Annotated in this window: 17 protein-coding genes; 9 read left to right on the top strand and 8 right to left on the bottom strand. The window is 70.3% G+C overall.

Features of this window, described 5'->3' with window-relative positions; all coding sequences use genetic code 11:
- From FB600_RS34180 to FB600_RS34165, 4 genes are all read left to right on the top strand, one after another.
- On the top strand, window positions 1-684 hold a 684-nt coding region (locus FB600_RS34180; RefSeq protein WP_186467895.1), incomplete at its 5' end, for a trehalose-6-phosphate synthase.
- Window positions 685-1146: 462 nt separating this feature from the next.
- Entirely contained in the window at window positions 1147-2319 is a 1173-nt protein-coding gene (locus FB600_RS34175) for a DNA topoisomerase IB (protein WP_261383530.1), read from the top strand.
- Between the two features lie 105 nt (window positions 2320-2424).
- Window positions 2425-2604 (top strand): hypothetical protein, encoded by a 180-nt coding sequence (locus FB600_RS34170; RefSeq protein WP_145758078.1) that lies wholly within the window; start codon window positions 2425-2427, stop codon window positions 2602-2604.
- A gap of 134 nt (window positions 2605-2738) precedes the next feature.
- On the top strand, window positions 2739-3737 hold the full coding sequence (locus FB600_RS34165) for an SMP-30/gluconolactonase/LRE family protein (protein ID WP_088555538.1): 999 nt from the start codon (window positions 2739-2741) through the stop codon (window positions 3735-3737).
- A gap of 98 nt (window positions 3738-3835) precedes the next feature.
- On the opposite strand, the gene FB600_RS34160 is transcribed toward FB600_RS34165, so the two are convergent.
- On the bottom strand, window positions 3836-5224 hold the full coding sequence (locus FB600_RS34160) for an aldehyde dehydrogenase family protein (RefSeq protein ID WP_098183185.1): 1389 nt from the start codon (window positions 5222-5224) through the stop codon (window positions 3836-3838).
- A gap of 103 nt (window positions 5225-5327) precedes the next feature.
- On the opposite strand from FB600_RS34160, the gene ptrR reads away from it, so the two are divergent.
- Window positions 5328-6194: a putrescine utilization regulator PtrR gene (ptrR, locus tag FB600_RS34155; protein ID WP_047837437.1), complete on the top strand. Its 867-nt coding sequence runs from the start codon at window positions 5328-5330 to the stop codon at window positions 6192-6194.
- A gap of 14 nt (window positions 6195-6208) precedes the next feature.
- Here the strand turns inward: ptrR and FB600_RS34150 are convergent, their stop codons facing one another.
- On the bottom strand, window positions 6209-7237 hold the full coding sequence (locus FB600_RS34150) for an AraC family transcriptional regulator (protein ID WP_145758079.1): 1029 nt from the start codon (window positions 7235-7237) through the stop codon (window positions 6209-6211).
- 367 nt (window positions 7238-7604) lie between these two features.
- Between FB600_RS34150 and FB600_RS34145 the strand changes: the two genes are divergently transcribed.
- The 3 genes from FB600_RS34145 (at window position 7605) to FB600_RS34135 (ending at window position 10892) form a co-directional block, all read left to right on the top strand.
- A complete protein-coding gene (locus FB600_RS34145) occupies window positions 7605-8540 on the top strand; it encodes a 3-keto-5-aminohexanoate cleavage protein (RefSeq protein ID WP_036055786.1) in 936 nt (311 codons plus the stop codon).
- A gap of 56 nt (window positions 8541-8596) precedes the next feature.
- Window positions 8597-9964, top strand: a complete 1368-nt coding sequence (locus tag FB600_RS34140; protein WP_145758077.1) for an MFS transporter — start codon at window positions 8597-8599, stop codon at window positions 9962-9964.
- Window positions 9965-10100: 136 nt separating this feature from the next.
- On the top strand, window positions 10101-10892 hold the full coding sequence (locus tag FB600_RS34135; RefSeq protein WP_145758076.1) for an SDR family oxidoreductase: 792 nt from the start codon (window positions 10101-10103) through the stop codon (window positions 10890-10892).
- A 22-nt stretch (window positions 10893-10914) separates the two neighbouring features.
- Here the strand turns inward: FB600_RS34135 and FB600_RS34130 are convergent, their stop codons facing one another.
- From FB600_RS34130 to FB600_RS34110, 5 genes are all read right to left on the bottom strand, one after another.
- Window positions 10915-11547: a TetR family transcriptional regulator gene (locus tag FB600_RS34130; protein WP_145758075.1), complete on the bottom strand. Its 633-nt coding sequence runs from the start codon at window positions 11545-11547 to the stop codon at window positions 10915-10917.
- Window positions 11544-12506: a LysR family transcriptional regulator gene (locus FB600_RS34125; RefSeq protein ID WP_186235123.1), complete on the bottom strand. Its 963-nt coding sequence runs from the start codon at window positions 12504-12506 to the stop codon at window positions 11544-11546. The genes FB600_RS34130 and FB600_RS34125 overlap by 4 nt, the downstream gene beginning before the upstream one ends.
- 50 nt (window positions 12507-12556) lie before the next feature.
- Window positions 12557-13327, bottom strand: a complete 771-nt coding sequence (locus tag FB600_RS34120; protein ID WP_145758073.1) for a siderophore-interacting protein — start codon at window positions 13325-13327, stop codon at window positions 12557-12559.
- A gap of 19 nt (window positions 13328-13346) precedes the next feature.
- Window positions 13347-14531, bottom strand: a complete 1185-nt coding sequence (locus FB600_RS34115; protein ID WP_098183192.1) for an arabinose transporter — start codon at window positions 14529-14531, stop codon at window positions 13347-13349.
- A gap of 365 nt (window positions 14532-14896) precedes the next feature.
- Window positions 14897-15784: a helix-turn-helix transcriptional regulator gene (locus FB600_RS34110; RefSeq protein WP_013690817.1), complete on the bottom strand. Its 888-nt coding sequence runs from the start codon at window positions 15782-15784 to the stop codon at window positions 14897-14899.
- Window positions 15785-15983: 199 nt separating this feature from the next.
- Here FB600_RS34110 and FB600_RS34105 point away from each other — a divergent pair, with 199 nt between their 5' ends.
- The gene (locus FB600_RS34105; protein WP_145758072.1) at window positions 15984-17051 is read left to right on the top strand and encodes an SDR family oxidoreductase; all 1068 of its coding nucleotides are present in this window, start codon (window positions 15984-15986) and stop codon (window positions 17049-17051) included.
- A gap of 105 nt (window positions 17052-17156) precedes the next feature.
- On the opposite strand, the gene FB600_RS34100 is transcribed toward FB600_RS34105, so the two are convergent.
- Window positions 17157-17972 carry an alpha/beta hydrolase gene (locus tag FB600_RS34100; protein WP_046578251.1) on the bottom strand — a complete coding sequence of 272 codons (816 nt, stop codon included), beginning with the start codon at window positions 17970-17972 and terminating at the stop codon, window positions 17157-17159.
- Between the last annotated feature and the right edge of the window lie 7 nt (window positions 17973-17979).

Below are 17979 nucleotides of genomic sequence, written 5' to 3'. Positions count from 1 at the left end.
TACGAGCAGATGCGCGACGAGTATTCGCGCCGCAAGCTGCTGCTCGGCGTGGACCGCCTCGATTACTCGAAGGGCCTGCCGCAGCGCGTGCAGGCCTTCCGCGAGATGCTCGACACCTTCCCCGACACACGCAAGCAGGCCACCCTGATCCAGATCGCCGCGCCAAGCCGGGAAGACGTCGACGCATACGGCCAACTGCGCCAGGAGATGGATGCGCTGTGCGGCTCGCTCAACGGCGACTACGGCGAACTCGACTGGATGCCGGTGCGCTACATCCACCGCAGCCTCGAGCGCAGCTCGCTGCCGGGCCTGTATCGCGCGAGCCGGGTGGCGCTGGTCACGCCGTTGCGCGACGGCATGAACCTGGTGGCCAAGGAGTTCATCGCCGCGCAGGACGGCAGGGATCCCGGCGTGCTGGTGCTGTCGCGCTTCGCCGGCGCCGCCGAGCAGTTGACCGACGCGCTGCTGGTCAATCCCTACGACATCCAGGGCACCGCGCGCGCGATCCAGGCGGCCCTGACCATGCCGCTGGAGGAGCGCGTGCGGCGCCACACGGCCCTGCTCGCCGAGATCCGCAAGCACGACGTGCATTGGTGGACCGCGAGCTTCCTTGATGCGCTGGACGAGACCGGCGCGGCGCGCGAGCGCCGTCAGCCGCGGCTGGTCCAGTCGGCCATCGCCTGAGCCGCGCGCCCCGTGCCGCGCGTGAAACCTGACCGGGATGGCCACCACGCCGCGGTACGGCGTCGAAGCGCGCCTCGTGGCCGCGTGCATCCCGCCGGCCGGCCGCCGCCCGGCTCCACATCACGGCACCGGCTACGCTGGCCGCGCAGATCCCGGTGCGTCTTTCCTGCCTGATCCCGCCGCGCGCATTGCATTTTTTCCAGGCCTCGAGGTTCCTGCCTGGCTCGGCCGCGCCGCCGGCATGCCTCGACATCGCGAGCACGATACGCGCCTGCCGCCGGGACAGGCGAGCGCATGCGCGCGCTCGCTTGCTCGCCAGATCCGCCACCTTCGCGCCCTCACGCGTCGCGTGAGGAAATCGACAAGGGCTTGAAAAAACGCGCCGCGTCCCCGGCATCGCGTTTGCTACGCAATTCCTCATCCCGACCGACGATGCCGGGATCGATCCGGAGGACCCTGCATATGAAGCATTCCAGCACCCAGGCGCCGCGTCGTTTTGCCAAGGACCCACGCCCTCCCGCGCCGCGGCGGGAACCGCTCGCACGCCGCGCGCCGCGCGGCTCGCCAAGCGCGGGCGCGGCATCGGCGCGGCCCTCGCGCTCTCGAGACGGCGGCAAGGACGGCGCCGCGCAGCCCGACCCGCCGCTGCGCCGCGTCGACGACAGCCGGCCCGGCTACACGCGCCGGCGCGGCGCCGACGGCTTCGTCTACTTCAATACGCGCGGCCTGCCGATCCGCGACCTGCGCGAGATCGCCCGCATCAATGCACTCGCGATCCCGCCCGCCTACGTCGACGTGTGGATCTGCGTGGACCCGCTCGGCCACCTGCAGGCCACCGGCCGCGACGATCGCGGCCGCAAGCAGTACCGCTACCATCCGCGCTGGCGGGAGCTGCGCGACGCCGACAAGTACGCGCGCCTGGGCGCCTTCGCGCAAGCCTTGCCGCGCATCCGCGCGCGGGTGAGCCGCGACCTGTCGAAGCCGGGCCTGCCGCGCGAGAAGATCGTCGCCGCCGTGGTGCGCTTGCTGGACAGCACCCTGGTACGCATCGGCAATGCCGAATACGCGCGCGACAACGCCTCGTTCGGGCTGACCACACTGCGCAAGCGCCATCTCTCGATCGAGCCCGGCGCGATGCGGCTGCGTTTCGCGGGAAAAAGCGGCGTCAACCACGACGTGACGATCCACGATGCGCGCGTGCTGCCGATCCTGCACGCCTGCGCGAAGCTGCCGGGGCGGCAGCTGTTCCAGTACCTCGACGCCGAGGGCGCGCGGCACGCGATCGGCCCCGTCGAGATCAACGACTACCTGCGCGAGACGGGCGGCGCAGACTTCAGCGCCAAGGACTACCGGACCTGGGCCGGCAGCGTCAACGCGCTGGCCCTGCTGCGGCGCGCCGTCTGGCTCGATGCGCGGCAGGCGCGCAAGCAGATCGTCGCCACGGTGCGCGAGGTGGCGGCGCTGCTGCACAACACGCCGGCCGTGTGCCGGAGCAGCTACATCCACCCCGTGGTGCTGGAAGCCTTCGAGACCGGCGCGCTCGCCATGCTCGGGCCCTGCACCAAGCGGCGCGGGCTGCGCACCGACGAGATCCTGTTCGCGAGCCTGCTGACGGGCACGACGGCTCGCGCGTAGCGCACCACGCCCGGCGCGCGAACGCCGGCACGAATGCCGCCCGCCTGCCGATGCGCGCATCGCGGGCAACGGCTGACGAAACCTCATGGAGCAAGGAGCACGATGATGAACCAGGCCAATACACCGGCACCGCGAGACCGGAACCGAAACCGGGACCAGGAAGAGGACGAGGACCGGGACGCGAACGACGCGCCGCCCGCCACCCGGCCGGCCAGCCCCTCGCCGTCCCCCGACAAGCGCCTGCCGGACCTGCCCGATCCGGTGGAGGTGGGCGAGGACGGCTGATGGCAGCCGGCTTCGTGGGGGCTTCGATATCCCGAAGCGGGATTGCGTGCATACTCGAACGCGGCCTGGATGACGGCAGCCCGAGCGCACCCAGCCGCGACGCAATCACGAAAGCACAACATGGAGATGCCCCCGTGAATCCCATCCAAGGCTTCAGCGTGGATCCCGCCTCGATCCGCCATGTCGGCCACGACCTGCAGCGCCCCGAATGCATCCTCGCGCAACGCGACGGCTCGCTGCTGGTGGCCGACGCGCGCGGCGGCGTGCAGCGCATCGCCCCTACAGGGGAACAGACGCTGATCCTACCTAAGGGCGCCGCCGCGACCGCCGCCTCGGACGGCCTCACCAGCGGCTCCTTGCCCAACGGCCTGGCGCTCGACGCCGAGGGCAACATCCTGATCGCCAACATCGGCACCGACCGCGTCGAGCGGCTCACGCACTCGGGCGAGCTGCGGGTGCTGTTCGACGGCCTGGACGGCAAGCCGCCCGGCAAGGTCAACTTCGTGCTGCGCGACAGCCGGGACCGGCTGTGGGTGACCATCTCCACGCGTGTCGATCCCTGGCCGAACGCGGTGCGCAACAACCTGGCCGATGGCTACATCGTGCTGATCGACCCGCGCGGCGCACGCATCGTGGCGGATGGCCTGGCCTTCACCAACGAGATCCGGCTCGACCCCGACGAACGCTTCCTGTACGTGGCGGAAACCACCGCGAACCGCGTCAGCCGCTTTCGCGTGCTCGACGACGGCGCGCTGGGCCCGCGCGAGACCTATGGCCCGAGCCGGCTCGGGCCGGGCCTGATCGACGGTTTCGCCTTCGACGCCTACGGCAACCTGTGGTGCGCGATGATCTTCGCCGATCGCATCGTCGCGATCGACCCCGAGGGCGATCTGCACACCCTGCTGGACGACGGCGACGCGGCCGCCACCGCGCGCTTCGACGCGGCCTTCGCGAGCGGCGAGATCGTGCCGATGTCGATCATGGCCGAGACGGGCGGCAGCATCGCGCCCTGGCTGACCAGCGTGACCTTCGGCGGCCCGGACCTGAAGACGGTCTACCTCGGCAGCCTGAAGGGCACCACGCTCGCCAGCTTCCGCTCGCCGGTGGCGGGCCGGCCGATGATCCACTGGTAGGCGGCAACGGCGAAACGCCGACGCCGCCGAGACGGTCGGCGGCGGCGGCGAGCCGGGCCGGGCGCGAGGCCCGGCCGGCGGTTCAGCGGTTCAGCGGTTCAGCGACGATCCGCCCATACCGTCTGCGCGTTGCAGAACTCGCGCAGGCCAAAGTGCGAGAGCTCGCGTCCGAAGCCGCTCTTCTTCACGCCGCCGAAGCCCACCCGCACGTCGCTGGCGCTGTAGCCGTTGATGAACACGCCGCCCACCTCCAGCTCCGCCGCGATCGACTCGGCCAGCGCGGCATCGCGCGTGAACACCGAGGCGCACAGGCCGAAGTCGCTGTCGTTGGCCAGTTGCACCGCGTGCGCGGCGCTGTCGGCGGGGATGATCGCGGCCACCGGCCCGAACAGCTCCTCGCGGAAGGCGGTCATGCCCGGCTTGACGTCGGCCAGCACGGTGGGCTGGTAGTAGTTGCCCTCGCCCTCCACCCTGTGGCCGCCCACCAGCAGCGTGGCGCCTTCGGCCAGGCTGCGCTCGACCTGGCGATGCAGTTCGTCGCGCAGGTCGTAGCGGGCCATCGGGCCGATGTAGTTGTCCGCCACCCGCGGGTCGCCCATGCGCAGCGCCTTGACGGCCGCCACGAAGCGCTCGGTGAACTGCGCCAGCACCGGCGCCTCGACGATGAAGCGCTTGGCCGCCGCGCACACCTGGCCCGAATTCTGGAAGCGCCCGGCCACCGCGGCCGCCACGGCGAGATCCAGGTCCGCGTCGGCCAGCACGATAAAGGCGTCGGAGCCGCCCAGCTCGAGCACGCACTTCTTGAGCGCGGCGCCCGCCTGCGCGCCGATCGCGGCACCGGCGCGCACGCTGCCCGTCACCGTCACCGCGGCGATGCGCGGATCGGCGATCGCCGCCGACACCAGCTCGTTGCCCAGGTCGACCAGCTCGAACACGCCGGCCGGGAAATCGGCCCGCTCGAAGGCCTCGGCCAGCAGCCGGGCCGAGCCCAGCACGTTGGGCGCGTGCTTGAGCACATAGGTATTGCCGGCGGCCAGGGCCGGCACCGCGCCGCGCACCACCTGCCAGATCGGGAAATTCCAGGGCATCACCGCCAGCACCGGCCCGAGCGGGCGATATTCGATGCGTGCCTTCTGGCCCTCCACCTGGGTGGGTTCCGGAGCCAGCAGGGCCGCCGCGTGCTCGGCGTACCAGTCGCAGACGCCGGCCGACTTCTCCACCTCGGCCAGGGCCTGCTTGATCGGCTTGCCCATCTCCAGCGTGATGGTCTCGGCGATGCGCTGCGCGTCGGCCCTGAGCACCTGGCCGAGCCGGCGCAGCGCCGCGCAGCGCTCGGCCATCGGGCGCCGCTTCCAGTCGCGGAAGGCGGCCGAGGTGCGCTGCAGGGCCTGTTCGAGCTCGGCCGGCCCCTGGGCCGGGAATTCGGCGAGCCGGCGGCCGTCGAGCGGGCTGATGGAACGGAATACCTGAGGATCTGCGCTGCTCATGCTGAACTCCATTGGCTTGGGATGGCGCTCATAGTAAGCTCCGCACACGCTCAGAAAAACTGAATAGTTTTGAGCAACTTATTCACGTTTCGAGAATGTCGACATGGATCTCATCCAACTGGAAATGTTTCAGGCGGTGGCGCGCCACGGCAGCATCGCGGCGGCCGCGCAGGCCGTGCACCGGGTGCCGTCCAACCTGACCACGCGCATCAAGCAACTGGAGGAGGAGCTCGGCGTCGACCTGTTCACGCGCGAGCGCAACCGGCTGCAGCTCTCCCAGCCGGGGCGCGTGTTCCTCGACTACGCGAGCCGGATCCTGGGCCTGGTGAGCGAGGCGCGCGCCGTCACGGCCGGCCAGCAGCCGGCCGGCCGCTTCGCGCTGGGCGCCCTGGAAAGCACGGCCGCGGTGCGCATCCCCGGCATCCTGGCCGCCTACAACCAGCGCTTCCCGCAGGTGGCGCTGGAACTCGCCACCGGGCCCTCGGGGCAGATCATCGACGCGCTGCTCGGCGGCGACCTGATCGCGGCCTTCGTCGACGGCCCGCTCGACCACCCCGAGCTGACCGGCTTCCCGGTGTTCGACGAGCAGATGGTGGTGGTGGCGCCGAGCAATCACGCGCCGATCCGCCGGGGCCGCGACGCCGACGGCGATGCGCTCTACGTGTTCCGCAAGAACTGCTCGTATCGCCGCCACCTGGAGCGCTGGCTCGCCCACGACGGCGCGGTGCATGGCGAGATCCGCGAGCTGGAGTCGTATCACGGCATGCTGGCCTGCGTGAGCGCGGGCGGCGGCCTGGCGATCATGCCGCTGAGCATGCTGGAGAGCATGCCGGGCTCGCAGACGGTGCGCGCCTGGCCGATGGGCAAGGAGTTCGGCCTGCTGCGCACCTGGCTGGTATGGCGCAAGGAGACCATCTCCAAGGCGCTGGAGGCCTTCACGCAGTTGGTGAAGGCGAGTGCTTCGGCCTGAGGCGGCCGGCGCGGCTATTCCTCGCGGATCTCGGCGGCGCCCTTGCCGGTCCAGCGCTTGAGCGCGCGCCGGAAATTGGCGACGTCGGTGAAGCCCACCAGCATCGCCACGTCCTCGGTGCTCATGCGGGTGGTGCGCAGGTATTCGATCGCCAGCGAGCAACGCACGTCGTCGACGATCGCCACGAACGAGGTGCCTTCCGATTCGAGCCGGCGCCGCAAGGTCCGGCTGGTCATGCCCAGGGTGGCGGCCACGGCCTCCATGCCCGGGAATTCGCCGGGGCTGCGCATCAGCAGCTGGTACACCTCGCCCGAGGCGCCTGACGAGGTCTTGGCCTGCCCGATCAGCCGGTCGCAGGTGTTCTGCAGCAAGGCTGCCGAGTGCCGATGCGCCAGGTGCGGGCGCAGCTCGAGGATCGCGCTGTCGTAGATCAGTTCGCACTGCTCGGCATCGAAATCGCAGGGGCAACCGAGGTACTCGGCATAGAGCGCGGCATGCGCCGGCGCGGGATAGGAGAAGCGCGCGCGCAGCGGCGGGCAGGCGCGGCCGGCCACGTCCTGCAGATGGGTGACGTGCTGCGTGTACTGCTGCTCGAGCAGGAACTGTTGAAGCTCGTGGGGGAGGTTCGGGCCGAACGCGTCGGGAAAGGTCCATACCGCGCGATCGGGGAATTCCCGCCATTCGATCGTCAGGGTCGGCGTGGCCAGGCGATGGTATTTCACGCCGAGCCGGAAGTAGTCGCGCAGCGACAGGCAGGACATCAGCGCATAACCATACATGCCGTAGGCGGCCAGGTGCAGGCGCGAGCCGGTCCGGAACGGCGTGGCCGGATCGGACGACAGCTCGATCGCGTTGCGGCACACGACAGCGTACTGGCGCACCGAGGTCAGCACCGCGGCATCGTCGAGCTGGTCCACCGACAGGCCGCTGCCGCGCAGGCTGTCGAGCGGCGCGATGCCCTGCTCGGCCAGCACCTCGACCAGGGCCGCGATCTTGTAGGGCGCATAGATGCGCTCGTTGAGCAGGGGGTACCGCGCCGCCATTCGCCTCCCGGGGATGTCCTGCGAGGACATGCAACTGTCCGAAAATGACCTTACCGCCGCGATCGTATCTCACTAATATGGTGGCAACAAGAATCGAGGGCGCGGCGCTCCCGGCGCGCGCCCGGATCAAGGAGACGAACATGCGCAGCATCCTCGCCGCCGCGTCGCACGGCCGACGCGCCACGCCCCCGCCGGGCCCGCCCCGCTGAGCGGAATTCGCCCGCGTCGCGATCGCAACCCGCGCGCGGGCATATCCGGCGCGGCTCGATCCGTACATAGCCGGCAGCTTCCCTTTCATCCACGCTCAGGCTTCCTCATGAATGGCCTGCGCCCCGCGTCGCCGGCGCTTCCGGCAAGGAAATCCTCCATGAGCCAGGCCCATCCCGTCATCATCACCTGCGCCGTGACCGGCTCCGCCCACGTGCCGTCGATGTCGCCTTACCTGCCGATCACGCCCGACCAGATCCGCTCGCAGGCGCTGGAAGCCGCCGAGGCGGGCGCCGCGATCCTGCACCTGCATGCGCGCGACCCCGAGGACGGCCGGCCCACGCCCGCGCCCGAGGTGTTCCGCCAGTTCGTGCCGGCGATCGCCGCCGCCACCGATGCCGTGATCAACATCTCCACCGGAGGCAGCACCCGGATGAGCCTGGACGAGCGGCTGGCCTACGCGCGCCTGGCCAAGCCCGAGATGTGCTCGCTCAACCTCGGCTCGATGAACTTCTCGCTGCATCCGGTGGCCGCCCGCATGCAGGAATGGCGCTTCGACTGGGAGAAGGATTACCTGGAGGGCATGGAGGACATGATCTTCCGGAACACCTTCCGCGATATCCGCAACATCCTCACCGAGTTCCGCGACTACGGCACGCGCTTCGAGTTCGAGTGCTACGACCTCGGCCATCTCCACAACCTGGCCTACTTCGTCGACGCGGGACTGGTGAAGCCGCCCTTCTTCATCCAGTCGGTGCTCGGCATCCTGGGCGGGGCCGGGCCGGATCCCGAGAACCTGGCCGTGATGCGCGCCACCGCCGACCGGCTGTTCGGCCGCGAGAACTACGCCTTCTCGGTACTGGGCGCGGGCCGCCACCAGATGTCGCTGGTCACGATGGGCGCGATCCTGGGCGGCAACGTGCGGGTCGGGCTGGAGGACAGCGTGTACCTGTCGCGCGGCGTGAAGGCCCGCTCGAACGCCGAGCAGGTGCGCAAGATCCGCCGCATCCTCGAGGAGCTGTCGTTCGAGATCGCCACGCCCGCGCAGGCGCGCGAGCTCCTCGGGCTCAAGGGACGCGAGCGAGTCACGCTGTAGGCCCTGCCGCAAGACCATCGGACACGAACCATAAACACATTCCGGAGACACCCGCCATGACTGCCGCCACGCCCGCCGCCGACCTGGGCGACACCCACCGGCTCGCGACCCGCAAGGCCATGACGCGCCTGCTGCCGCTGATGGGCCTGATCTACTTCCTGTCCTTCATCGATCGCACCAATGTCGCGCTGGCCAAGACGGCGCTGGCCGCCGACCTCGGCATCGGCGCGGCCACCTACGGGCTGGGCGCCGGCATCTTCTTCATCGGCTACGCGCTGCTGGAGGTGCCCAGCAACCTGGCCGCGCATCGCTACGGGCCGCGCCGCTGGATCTCGCGCATCGCGGTGAGCTGGGGCCTGCTGTCCACCGCCATGATGCTGGTGCGCGGCGACGCCTCGTTCTACCTGCTGCGCGTGCTGCTCGGCATCGCCGAGGCGGGGCTGTTCCCGGCGCTGATGTACATGGTGACGCTCTGGTTCGCGCCGCGCGACCGGGCGGTGGCGGTCGGCTGGATCTACACCGCGCCCTCGATCGCGCTGATCATCGGCAGCCCGCTCGGCGCGGCGCTGATGCAGCTCGACGGCACCGCCGGGCTGCGCGGCTGGCAGTGGCTGTTCCTGCTCGAAGGCCTGCCCACCGTGCTGGTCGGCATCCTGCTGTACTTCAAGCTGCCGGATCGGCCCGCCGAGGTCGGCTGGCTGACGCCGGACCAGGCGCGCGCGCTCGAACGGCACGCGGTGGCCGAAGTGCACGGCCAGGGCGCGTTCGGCTCGGCGCACTGGATCGCCGCGCTCAAGCGCCCCACCACGGTGCTGATCGCCCTGATCTACTTCATGAACCAGGTGGCCTTCGTCGGCCTGTATTTCTTCATCCCCTCGATCGTGGCGCAAATGCACGTGAGCTCGCCGCTGCTGGTGGGGCTGCTGTCCAGCAGCGTGGGGATCGGCTTCCTGATCGGCGTGCTGTGGCTGCCGCGCCTGCATCGTCGCGTGCGCAACGACTGCGGCTTCCTCGGCGCGCTGACCGCCGGCGTGCTGGCGAGCGCCCTCGCCTTCGTCGCCACCCGCAGCCAGGCGCTGCAGGTGCTCCTGCTCGGCGTCACCGGCTTCTTCGCCGGCGGCATCCTGCCGTCCTACTGGGCGGTGGCCATGAAGCGCCTGCAGGGCATCCAGGCCGCCGCCGGGCTGGCTTTCATCAATACCGTCGGGCTGCTGGGCGGCTTCGTGGGCCCCTATCTGTTCGGGCTGGCGGAGAGCGTCACGGGCCGCAGCGACGCCGGCTTCAAGGTCGTGATCGCGGCCTCGGCGCTCGGCCTGTGCCTGGTGCCGCTGCTGGCCCGCGCGATCGATGCCGAATCGCGGCCGCGGGCGGCGGGCAGCGGCCTCTCGCTCGACGACGAACAGCCGCAATACCCGGGGCGATGAAGCGCGAGCCGGCCATGCCGGCCGCCTGCATCGCGTCGATTCTCGACCTCGCGACTCCCGTCGCGCAGCCGCCGGCCGCTCGCCGGCCGAAACGCGCGACGGACCACCTCCTATCGCCCACACGGGCAAGGCAGTCATGAACACATTCGAGCTTCTCAAACCCCGCCCCGGCCTGCGCGTGGTCGTCTCCGGCGCGGCCTCGGGCATCGGCGCGGCGATCGCCGAGGCCTTCCTCCAGGTGGACGCGCGGGTCTGCATCTGCGACGTCGATCCCGCCGCGATCGAACAGGCCAGGGCGCGCCACCCTGGGCTGCACGCCACGCTGGCCGACGTCGGCGACCGCGCCCAGGTCGACCGGCTGTTCGACGAGGTGTCACGGCACTTCGGCGGCCTCGACCTGCTGGTCAACAACGCGGGCATCGCGGGGCCGACCGGCGGGATCGAGACCATCGCCCCCGAGGACTGGGAGCGCACCATCGCCACCAACCTCAACAGCCAGTACACCTTCCTGCGCCGCGCCGTGCCGCTGCTGAAGGCGAATCCGGACGGCGGCGGCATCATCGCCATGTCCTCGGTGGCGGGCCGCCTCGGCTACGCGTTCCGCACGCCCTACGCGGCCAGCAAATGGGCCATCGTCGGGTTGATGAAGTCGCTGGCGGTGGAACTGGGGCCGAGCGACATCCGCGTCAACGCGATCCTGCCCGGGGTGGTCGAGGGCGAGCGGATGGATCGCGTGATCTCCGCGCGCGCCCAATCCACCGGCACCAGCTTCGAGGCGATGAAGGAGCAATACCTGGGGAAGATCTCGCTGCACCGCATGGTGAGCATGGCGGATATCGCCGCGATGGCGCTGTTCCTCGCCTCGCCGGCCGGGCGCAACGTCTCGGGGCAAGCCATCGGCGTGGACGGCAACCTCGAATATCTCTGAAGCCGCCGCGCGGCACGCCCGTTCAGCGGCTCGCCAGCTCCCGCAGGTAGGCGCAGAACATATCGGACATGGCCCCGGCACAGGCCTCGATCTCGGCCGGCGTGCGCGGGCGTTCGGAAAACTGCTTGCCGACCAGCCGCAAGGTGGCACCGATCATCTCCCCGGCCAGTTGCAGCGTGGCCGGCGACGCGCCGGGCAGCACCTCCAGCATGAAGCGATCCAGGGTGCCGGCGCTCGAGGCCCGGACCTCGCGCGCTTCCGGCGCGTCGCGATACAGCGGCGCGGCGTCGTTGAGCGCCACCCGCATGTCGGCTTCCTCGCATTCCGAGAGGATGAAGGCGTGCACCATCTTGTGCAGGCGCTCGGGCGGCGGATCGCGGCGGTCCTCGAGGATCGCGCGCAGCATCGCGGTGGTGCGGCGCCATTCGTCGGATTGCAGGCGAAACAGGATCGCCGCCTTGTTCGGGAAATACTGGTAGACCGAGCCCACGCTGACCCCGGCCTTCTCGGCCACGCGCGCGGTGGTGAAGCGCGCCGCGCCTTCCCTGGCCAGCACCTGGGTGGCCGCCTCGAGGATGGCCGCGACGAGTTCCGTCGAGCGTGCCTGTTGCGGCTGCTTGCGCACCGCAAGACGGGGCGTGCGACGCGTGCTCATGAGGTGGCGGCGGCCAGGCCGGTTCGCGGGTCGACATGCGGCGCCTGGGCCGGCACACCCTGGTCGAGCGCCTCGATCAGCACCTCGCGGAACCAGTCGACGAACACGCGCACGCGGTTGGGCATGCGCTGGCTCGGGTAGTAGACGATGTGCACCGGCTTCGGCGGCGGCCGATGCGCGGGAAGGATCTCGCGCAGGGTGCCGGCGTCGAGGCAGGGCTGGAACGCCAGGCGATAGCCGAACGCGATACCCAGCCCGGCGACCGCGCAGGCCAGGTAGGCATTCGCATCGGCCGCGCTGGCGCGTTGCCGCAACGCGCCCCGCACCACGCTCTTCTCGCCCTCGTCCCATTCGCCCGGCGCGTGCACGCCATTTCCGACGATTGGATGCGCACGCAACTGAGTCAACTCGCGCGGCTCCGCATGCCGGCGCAGATAAGTCGGCGCGGCACAGAAGATCTCCGCCGCGTGGCCCACCGGGCGCGCCACCAGGCTGGTCTCGCGGATCGCGCCGACGCGCAGCGCGCAATCCACCCCGGCCTCCACCAGGTTGAGCTCGCCGTCGGCCGTCACGATCTCGACGTCGAGCGAGGGATAGGCCTCGAACAGCAGCGGCAAGGCGGGGATCAGCAGATGCTGCGCGAACGGCGCGGGCAGCGCCACCCTCACGCGCCCTTCCGGCACGCCGGCCGCCAGCTCGGTGCTGCGATCGAGCCGGTCGAGCTGGTCCAGCAGGGCCACGCAGCCCTCGTAATAGGCATAACCTTCCGGCGTCGGGCCGACGCTGCGCGTCGAGCGGCTCAGCAGCCGCAGCCGGGTGCGCTCCTCCAGGCGCCGCATCACCCTGGACACGGTCGGCGTGGTCAGTTGCATGGCCTCGGCGGCGCGGGTGAAGCTCAGCAGCTCGACGATCTTCACGAAGATCCGCATCTCCTCGACGCGGTCGTTGACGGTTCTCATGCTCATGTCCTCATGCAAGCGCGGCGGCCATGTCGCGACGGCCGCCCGTTTCAGTCGATGCGCTCGTGCGCGTCGGCCTGCCCCGCCACCCAGTATCCCGAGAACTTGAACCACTTGGCGGGATGGCCGCGATCATCGACGAAATGACGGCGCAGGGCACACGCCACGGTCGCCTCGGCGGCCACCCACAGGAAGGTATCGGCCTCGACCTCGATCTCCCGCGCCGCGGCCAGCAGCGCATCGGGCCGATCTGCCTCGGACAGCGGCCGGTAGGCCCAGCGCGCATCGAGCCGCGCGGCGCTCTCGAAGTGCTGCCGCTCGGCGGCGCCGGCCACGCTGACCAGGCTGGTGATGCGCGTGCCGGCGCTCGCCTCCTCGATGCGGCGGCCGATCGCCGGCAGCGCCGTCTCGTCGCCGATCAGCAGCCAGCGACGCACCTGCGGCGAGATCACCGCCGAACCCTTGGGGCCGCCGATGCTGAGCGTGTCGCCGGGCCGCGCGGCACGTGCCCAGTTCGAGGCGGGGCCGGCGTCGTGCAGGGCGAAGTCGATCACCAGCAGGCGCGCGTCGACGTCGAAGCGGCGCACGGTGTAGTCGCGCCGCGATTCGAGGCCGGCGGCGCGGGTGAAGGACAGCTTGACGCGATCATCGGGGGCGAGGCTGCGGAAATCCGCCAGTTCCTCGCCGGTGAAGGTCACGCGCGCCATGTGCGGCGTCAGGCGCTCGACCTGCGTCACGCGCAGCGTGCGGATCTTCACGTCGTGACGGATCCGCTCGATCCGCGGCGCCTGCGCGCCGCCATGCAACCAGGAAAAATTCATCGCGTTCTCCTTGGGCGGTTCATTGCGCCACGGCCACGCGCGCGCGGCGCAGGTACAGCGCGATCAGCAGCCCGGCCAGGGCCGCCAGGCCGCCGGTGAGGAATACGTGGCCGTAGCCGGCGCGATCGGCGAGCAGGCCTGCCACCGGCCCGGTCAGGCCGTAGGCGAGATCCTGGAACGCGGCGAAGGCGCCCATCGCGGTGCCGCGCAGATGCGGCGCCACCAGGTGCACCACCTCGCGGCCCATCGCCGGAAACACCATCGAGCAGCCGAGCCCGGTGAGGAAGGCGCCCGCCAGCGCCAGGGCCGGGTCGTGCGCGCCCCAGATCAGGAACTGGCCGACCGTCTCCACGGCCAGCGAGCCGATCGCCACCGGCAGGCCGCCGATGCGGTCGGGCAGATGGCCGAAGCTCAGGCGCACCAGCACGAAGCCCGCGCCGAACGCGCTCAGGCCCAGGCCGGCGTAATGCCAGCCCTGCTGCAGGAAGTCGAGCGCGAAGAAGGCGCCGATCGCGGCGAAGCCGATCCCCTGCAGGCAGACCACCAGCCCATGCAGCCAGACCTGGCCGACCACGCTCAGGAAGCTCGGGCGCTCGGCATGCGGATGCGGCGCGACGCCCGCCATGCCGGCGATCGCCGCGAGCCCGAGCAGGGGCAGCACGGCGCTGATCGCCATGGTGCCGGCGAAGCCGACGCGATCGAACAGCAGCAGGCCGAGCGGGCCGCCCACCACGAACGCGCCGTAGAAAGCCGCGCCGACCACGGCCAGCACCTGGCCGGAGCGCGCCGGCCCCATCAGGCCCACGCCCCAGGTGATGATGCCGACGCCGACCAGGCTTTCGCCGACACCCAGCAGCAGGCGCCCGGCGATCAGCGTCGCCAGCGCGGCCGGCGCGGCGCTCGACAGGCCGGCGAGCAGCGACACCGCCGCGCCCGCGGCGTACAGGAGCATGCCGCGCGCCACGGCCGTCTTCGCGCCGTGCCGGTCCGCCAGCTTGCCGGCGTAGCCGCGCGTGAAGATCGTGGTGAAGAACGCGACGCCCACGCCCAGGCCGGCCCAGACGTTGTCCAGGCCGAGCTGGTGCGTCACGAACACGGGGATGACCGGCAGCGGGATCGCCACGCAGAGATAGGAAACGAACAGGACCGCGGCGAGCAGGTAGAGCCGCGCTCGCGATGCATCGGCTTGCGAATGTGTCGACATGATGAGTTCTGCGAAGGAAATGAATGCGGATGACGCGCATGAGAGGCGCGCGCCATGAATCGAATCTCGCCGTGCCGGCGCGAAACACCCGCGAGCAGCTGGCGGGGACGGCCGGCGAAACCCTCGTTTCGCTTCCGGCCTGCCCCGAATGTGACGAATCCGTCGCACTCAAGAATACGATCGATCCCTCGCGTTTCCTACTCGCATCGCGGCGCGGCGTAACGGTGCATCGCGATCGGCCCGACAGCCTTGCCGGCAAAGGGATCGAGGCAATGGGAGCGGGTCCGGGCGGCGCCGGTCGCGGCGAGCTTATTCACATTTTCCCGCGCCGATCGGGATACCGGAGCGTGCTTCCGGTCGTCCTTTCAGGCGGTCTTTTTCACCGACTCCGCCGACTCGCGCGATGTCGCCGACGGATCCGCGCTCGCCATCAAGGCCGCGATCCGCCGCGCCGTATCGGTCGACGGCGCCGGCGCATACACCATGATCCGCATGCCCGGCGCATCGGGTACCTCGAGCGAGAGCGCGTCGAGTTCCAGCCGCCCCGCCCGTGGATGCGCGATGCGCTTGCGCCAGTCGCTGCGTTCGAGCACCTCGTGCTCGGCCCACCAGAGGCGGAAATCCGGGTCGCTGTCGATCAGTTCCTCGACCAGCTCGCGCAGGAACACGTCCTCGGCCGGCCGCAGGATGTAGTCGCCGCGAAACTGCGCGAGCACGCATTTCGCGTAGGCGTCCCAATCGAGAAACAGCGAACGCGCGCCGTCCTGCTGGAAGGTGAACCACAGCAGGTTGCGGCGCGGCGCCGGCATCGCGCCGAAGTCGCCGAACACGCGCCGCGCCGCCTCGTTCCAGCCCACGTAATTCCAGTTGCCGTCCACCACGTAGGCCGGCATCGCCCCGAGCTGGTCGAGCATGCGGCGCACCGTGCCGGTCACGTTCTGCACCACCGGATAGGGGCCGGGCGGCGTATAGTGATTGGCCAGTTCGAACAGGTGCCGGCGCTCGTGCGGCGGCAGCCTCAGCGCGTTCGCCAGGCTCTCGACGGTCTTGAACGAGACGTTGACCTCGCGGCCCTGCTCCAGCCAGGCATACCAGGTCATGCTGATGCCGGCCAGCTCGGCCACCTCCTCGCGCCGCAGGCCGGGTGTCTTGCGGCGGCTGCCGGCGGGCAGCCCCACATCCTCGGGCCGCAGCCGCGCGCGGCGCGTCCGCAGGAAATCACCCAGTTCGTCCAGGCGTTGCTGCTTTTCCATTTCGCTTCTCCGGCAGCCACCCTGTCAGTGCCAATACCAGGAATGGCAGTTGCTGGATGCACCGCTTGATTCATGCCACATTCCGCGCTCGGCCGGGACGGTGCCCCATCACCCGAGTGCAGCGCGCGATTATAGATGGCGCGCCGGAACGCGGCAGCCGGCCGGCTCGATCAACCCTTCTCATCCGAGGCTTCATTCCATGGAAAAACGGGCACTCATCATTGGCGCGAGCGGCATCGTCGGCTCCAACCTGGCCGAGCAGTTGCGCTCGAGCGGCTGGCAGGTCGCCGGCCTGTCGCGCGGGCGCACGGCCGTCTCGCCCGACATCGAGCCGATCGTGGCCGACCTCGGCGACGCGGCTTCGGTGCAGGCGGCGCTGGCGGGCCGCAGCTTCAGCCACGTGTTCTTCACGGCCTGGGCCCGCCAGGCCACCGAGAAGGAGAATATCCGCGTCAACGGCGCCATGGTGCGTCATGTGCTGGATGCCGTGGGGCCTTCGGGCAGCATCGAGCATGCGGCGCTGGTGACCGGCCTCAAGCACTACCTCGGCCCCTTCGAGGCCTATGCGACCGGCGCGGTGCCGCTCACGCCGTTTCGCGAGGAACAGGGCCGGCAGCCGGTGGAAAACTTCTACTACGAGCAGGAAGACCGGCTGTTCGAAGCCGCGCGGCGCCATGGCTTCAGCTGGAGCGTGCATCGCCCGCACACCATCATCGGCCATGCGATCGGCAATGCGATGAACATGGGCGTGACGCTGGCCGTCTACGCCACGCTTTGCAAGCAGACCGGCCAGCCCTTCCTGTTCCCGGGCTCCGAGGCACAGTGGAACGGCCTGACCGACATGACCGACGCGCGGCTGCTGGCCCGCCACCTGGAATGGGCGGCCGGTTCCTACAATGCGCGCGACGAGGCCTTCAACGTCGTCAATGGCGACGTGTTCCGCTGGAAATGGATGTGGTCGCAACTGGCCGGCTATTTCGGCATCGAGGCGGTGCCCTTCGACGGGCAGTTGCGTCCGCTGGAGGCGCGCATGGGGAGCGCCGGGCCGGCGTGGCGCGAGATCGCCGCCCGTTTCCAGTTGCGCGAGCCGGAACTCGACAAGCTGGCCTCGTGGTGGCATACCGATGCCGACCTCGGCCGCCCGATGGAAGTGCTGACCGACATGAGCAAGAGCCGCAAGGCGGGCTTCCTCGATTACCAGAGCACGCCCGATGCGTTCTTCGCGCTGTTCGAGCGGCTCAGGGAAGAGCGCGTCATTCCGCGCTGAACGGCGTAGGGCGTCGCGCCGGCCACCCGCCAGGCATCTCGGCACCACGCGGCCCGCGAAAGCGATCCGATGGATCGGGCCTGGCGCGCGCTCAGCCAAACCGCATCAAGCCGCGCCCATCCACCGCAGCACCTGCTGCCAGCGCGGCGCCGTCATGGCCTCGAACCAGTCGTCGTGATTCGCCCCGGGCAGCAGCATCAGCCGGCTGCCCGGATGCAGGCTCGCCAGCCGCTCGGCATGCGCCACCGGGATCAGCGTGTCGCGCACCGAGCCGATCACCACCAGCGGCCCGCGATAGGCCGACAGCGCCGCGATCGAATCGAAACCATCGTGCAGCATCCAGCGCACCGGGAACATCGGGTACTTCTCCCCCGCCACCGAGGCGAGCGTGTCCCAGGGCGTGATCAGCGCCACGCCGGCCAGCACCTCCTCGTTGCCCTGCACCACGCGCGCCGCCATCCCCGCGCCGAGCGATTCGCCCACCAGCCAGACCGCGCCCGGCCAGCGCGCCAGCGTGGCCGCCAGCGTCTCGCGCGAGGCCCCGAGCGCGGCGCGCATGGTGCGCGCGCCGGCGCGCCGGCCATGGCCCGGGTACTCGGCGATCACCACGCGATAGCCGGCATGCACGAAGATCTCGGCCAGCGGCAGCTTGGTTTCGGCCGATTCCTCGTTGCCGTGATAGACGATCACGCTGCCGCGCGGCGCGACGCGCTCGGGCGTGACGAGGTAGCCGGCGTATTGCCCGTCGACCTGCCAGGGCTCGACACGCTCGCCGGGATGCGAAACGCTGGTGGGATCGACTGCGGGCGGCGTGGCCGGCAGCAGCATGCGGTCCTGCAGCAGGTAGAGCGCCGCCCCCGCGGCCAGGTAGGCCGCGACGGCAATCGCCAGACAAGAAACGAGAATCCGCTTGATCGACATCGCGCGT

This window comes from Burkholderia sp. SJZ089 (genome assembly GCF_007828315.1).
GTDB classification, from domain to species: domain Bacteria; phylum Pseudomonadota; class Gammaproteobacteria; order Burkholderiales; family Burkholderiaceae; genus Burkholderia; species Burkholderia gladioli.
The sequence above is the reverse complement of the archived record's forward strand: the minus strand, read 5'-3'. Positions and strand labels throughout refer to the sequence as shown.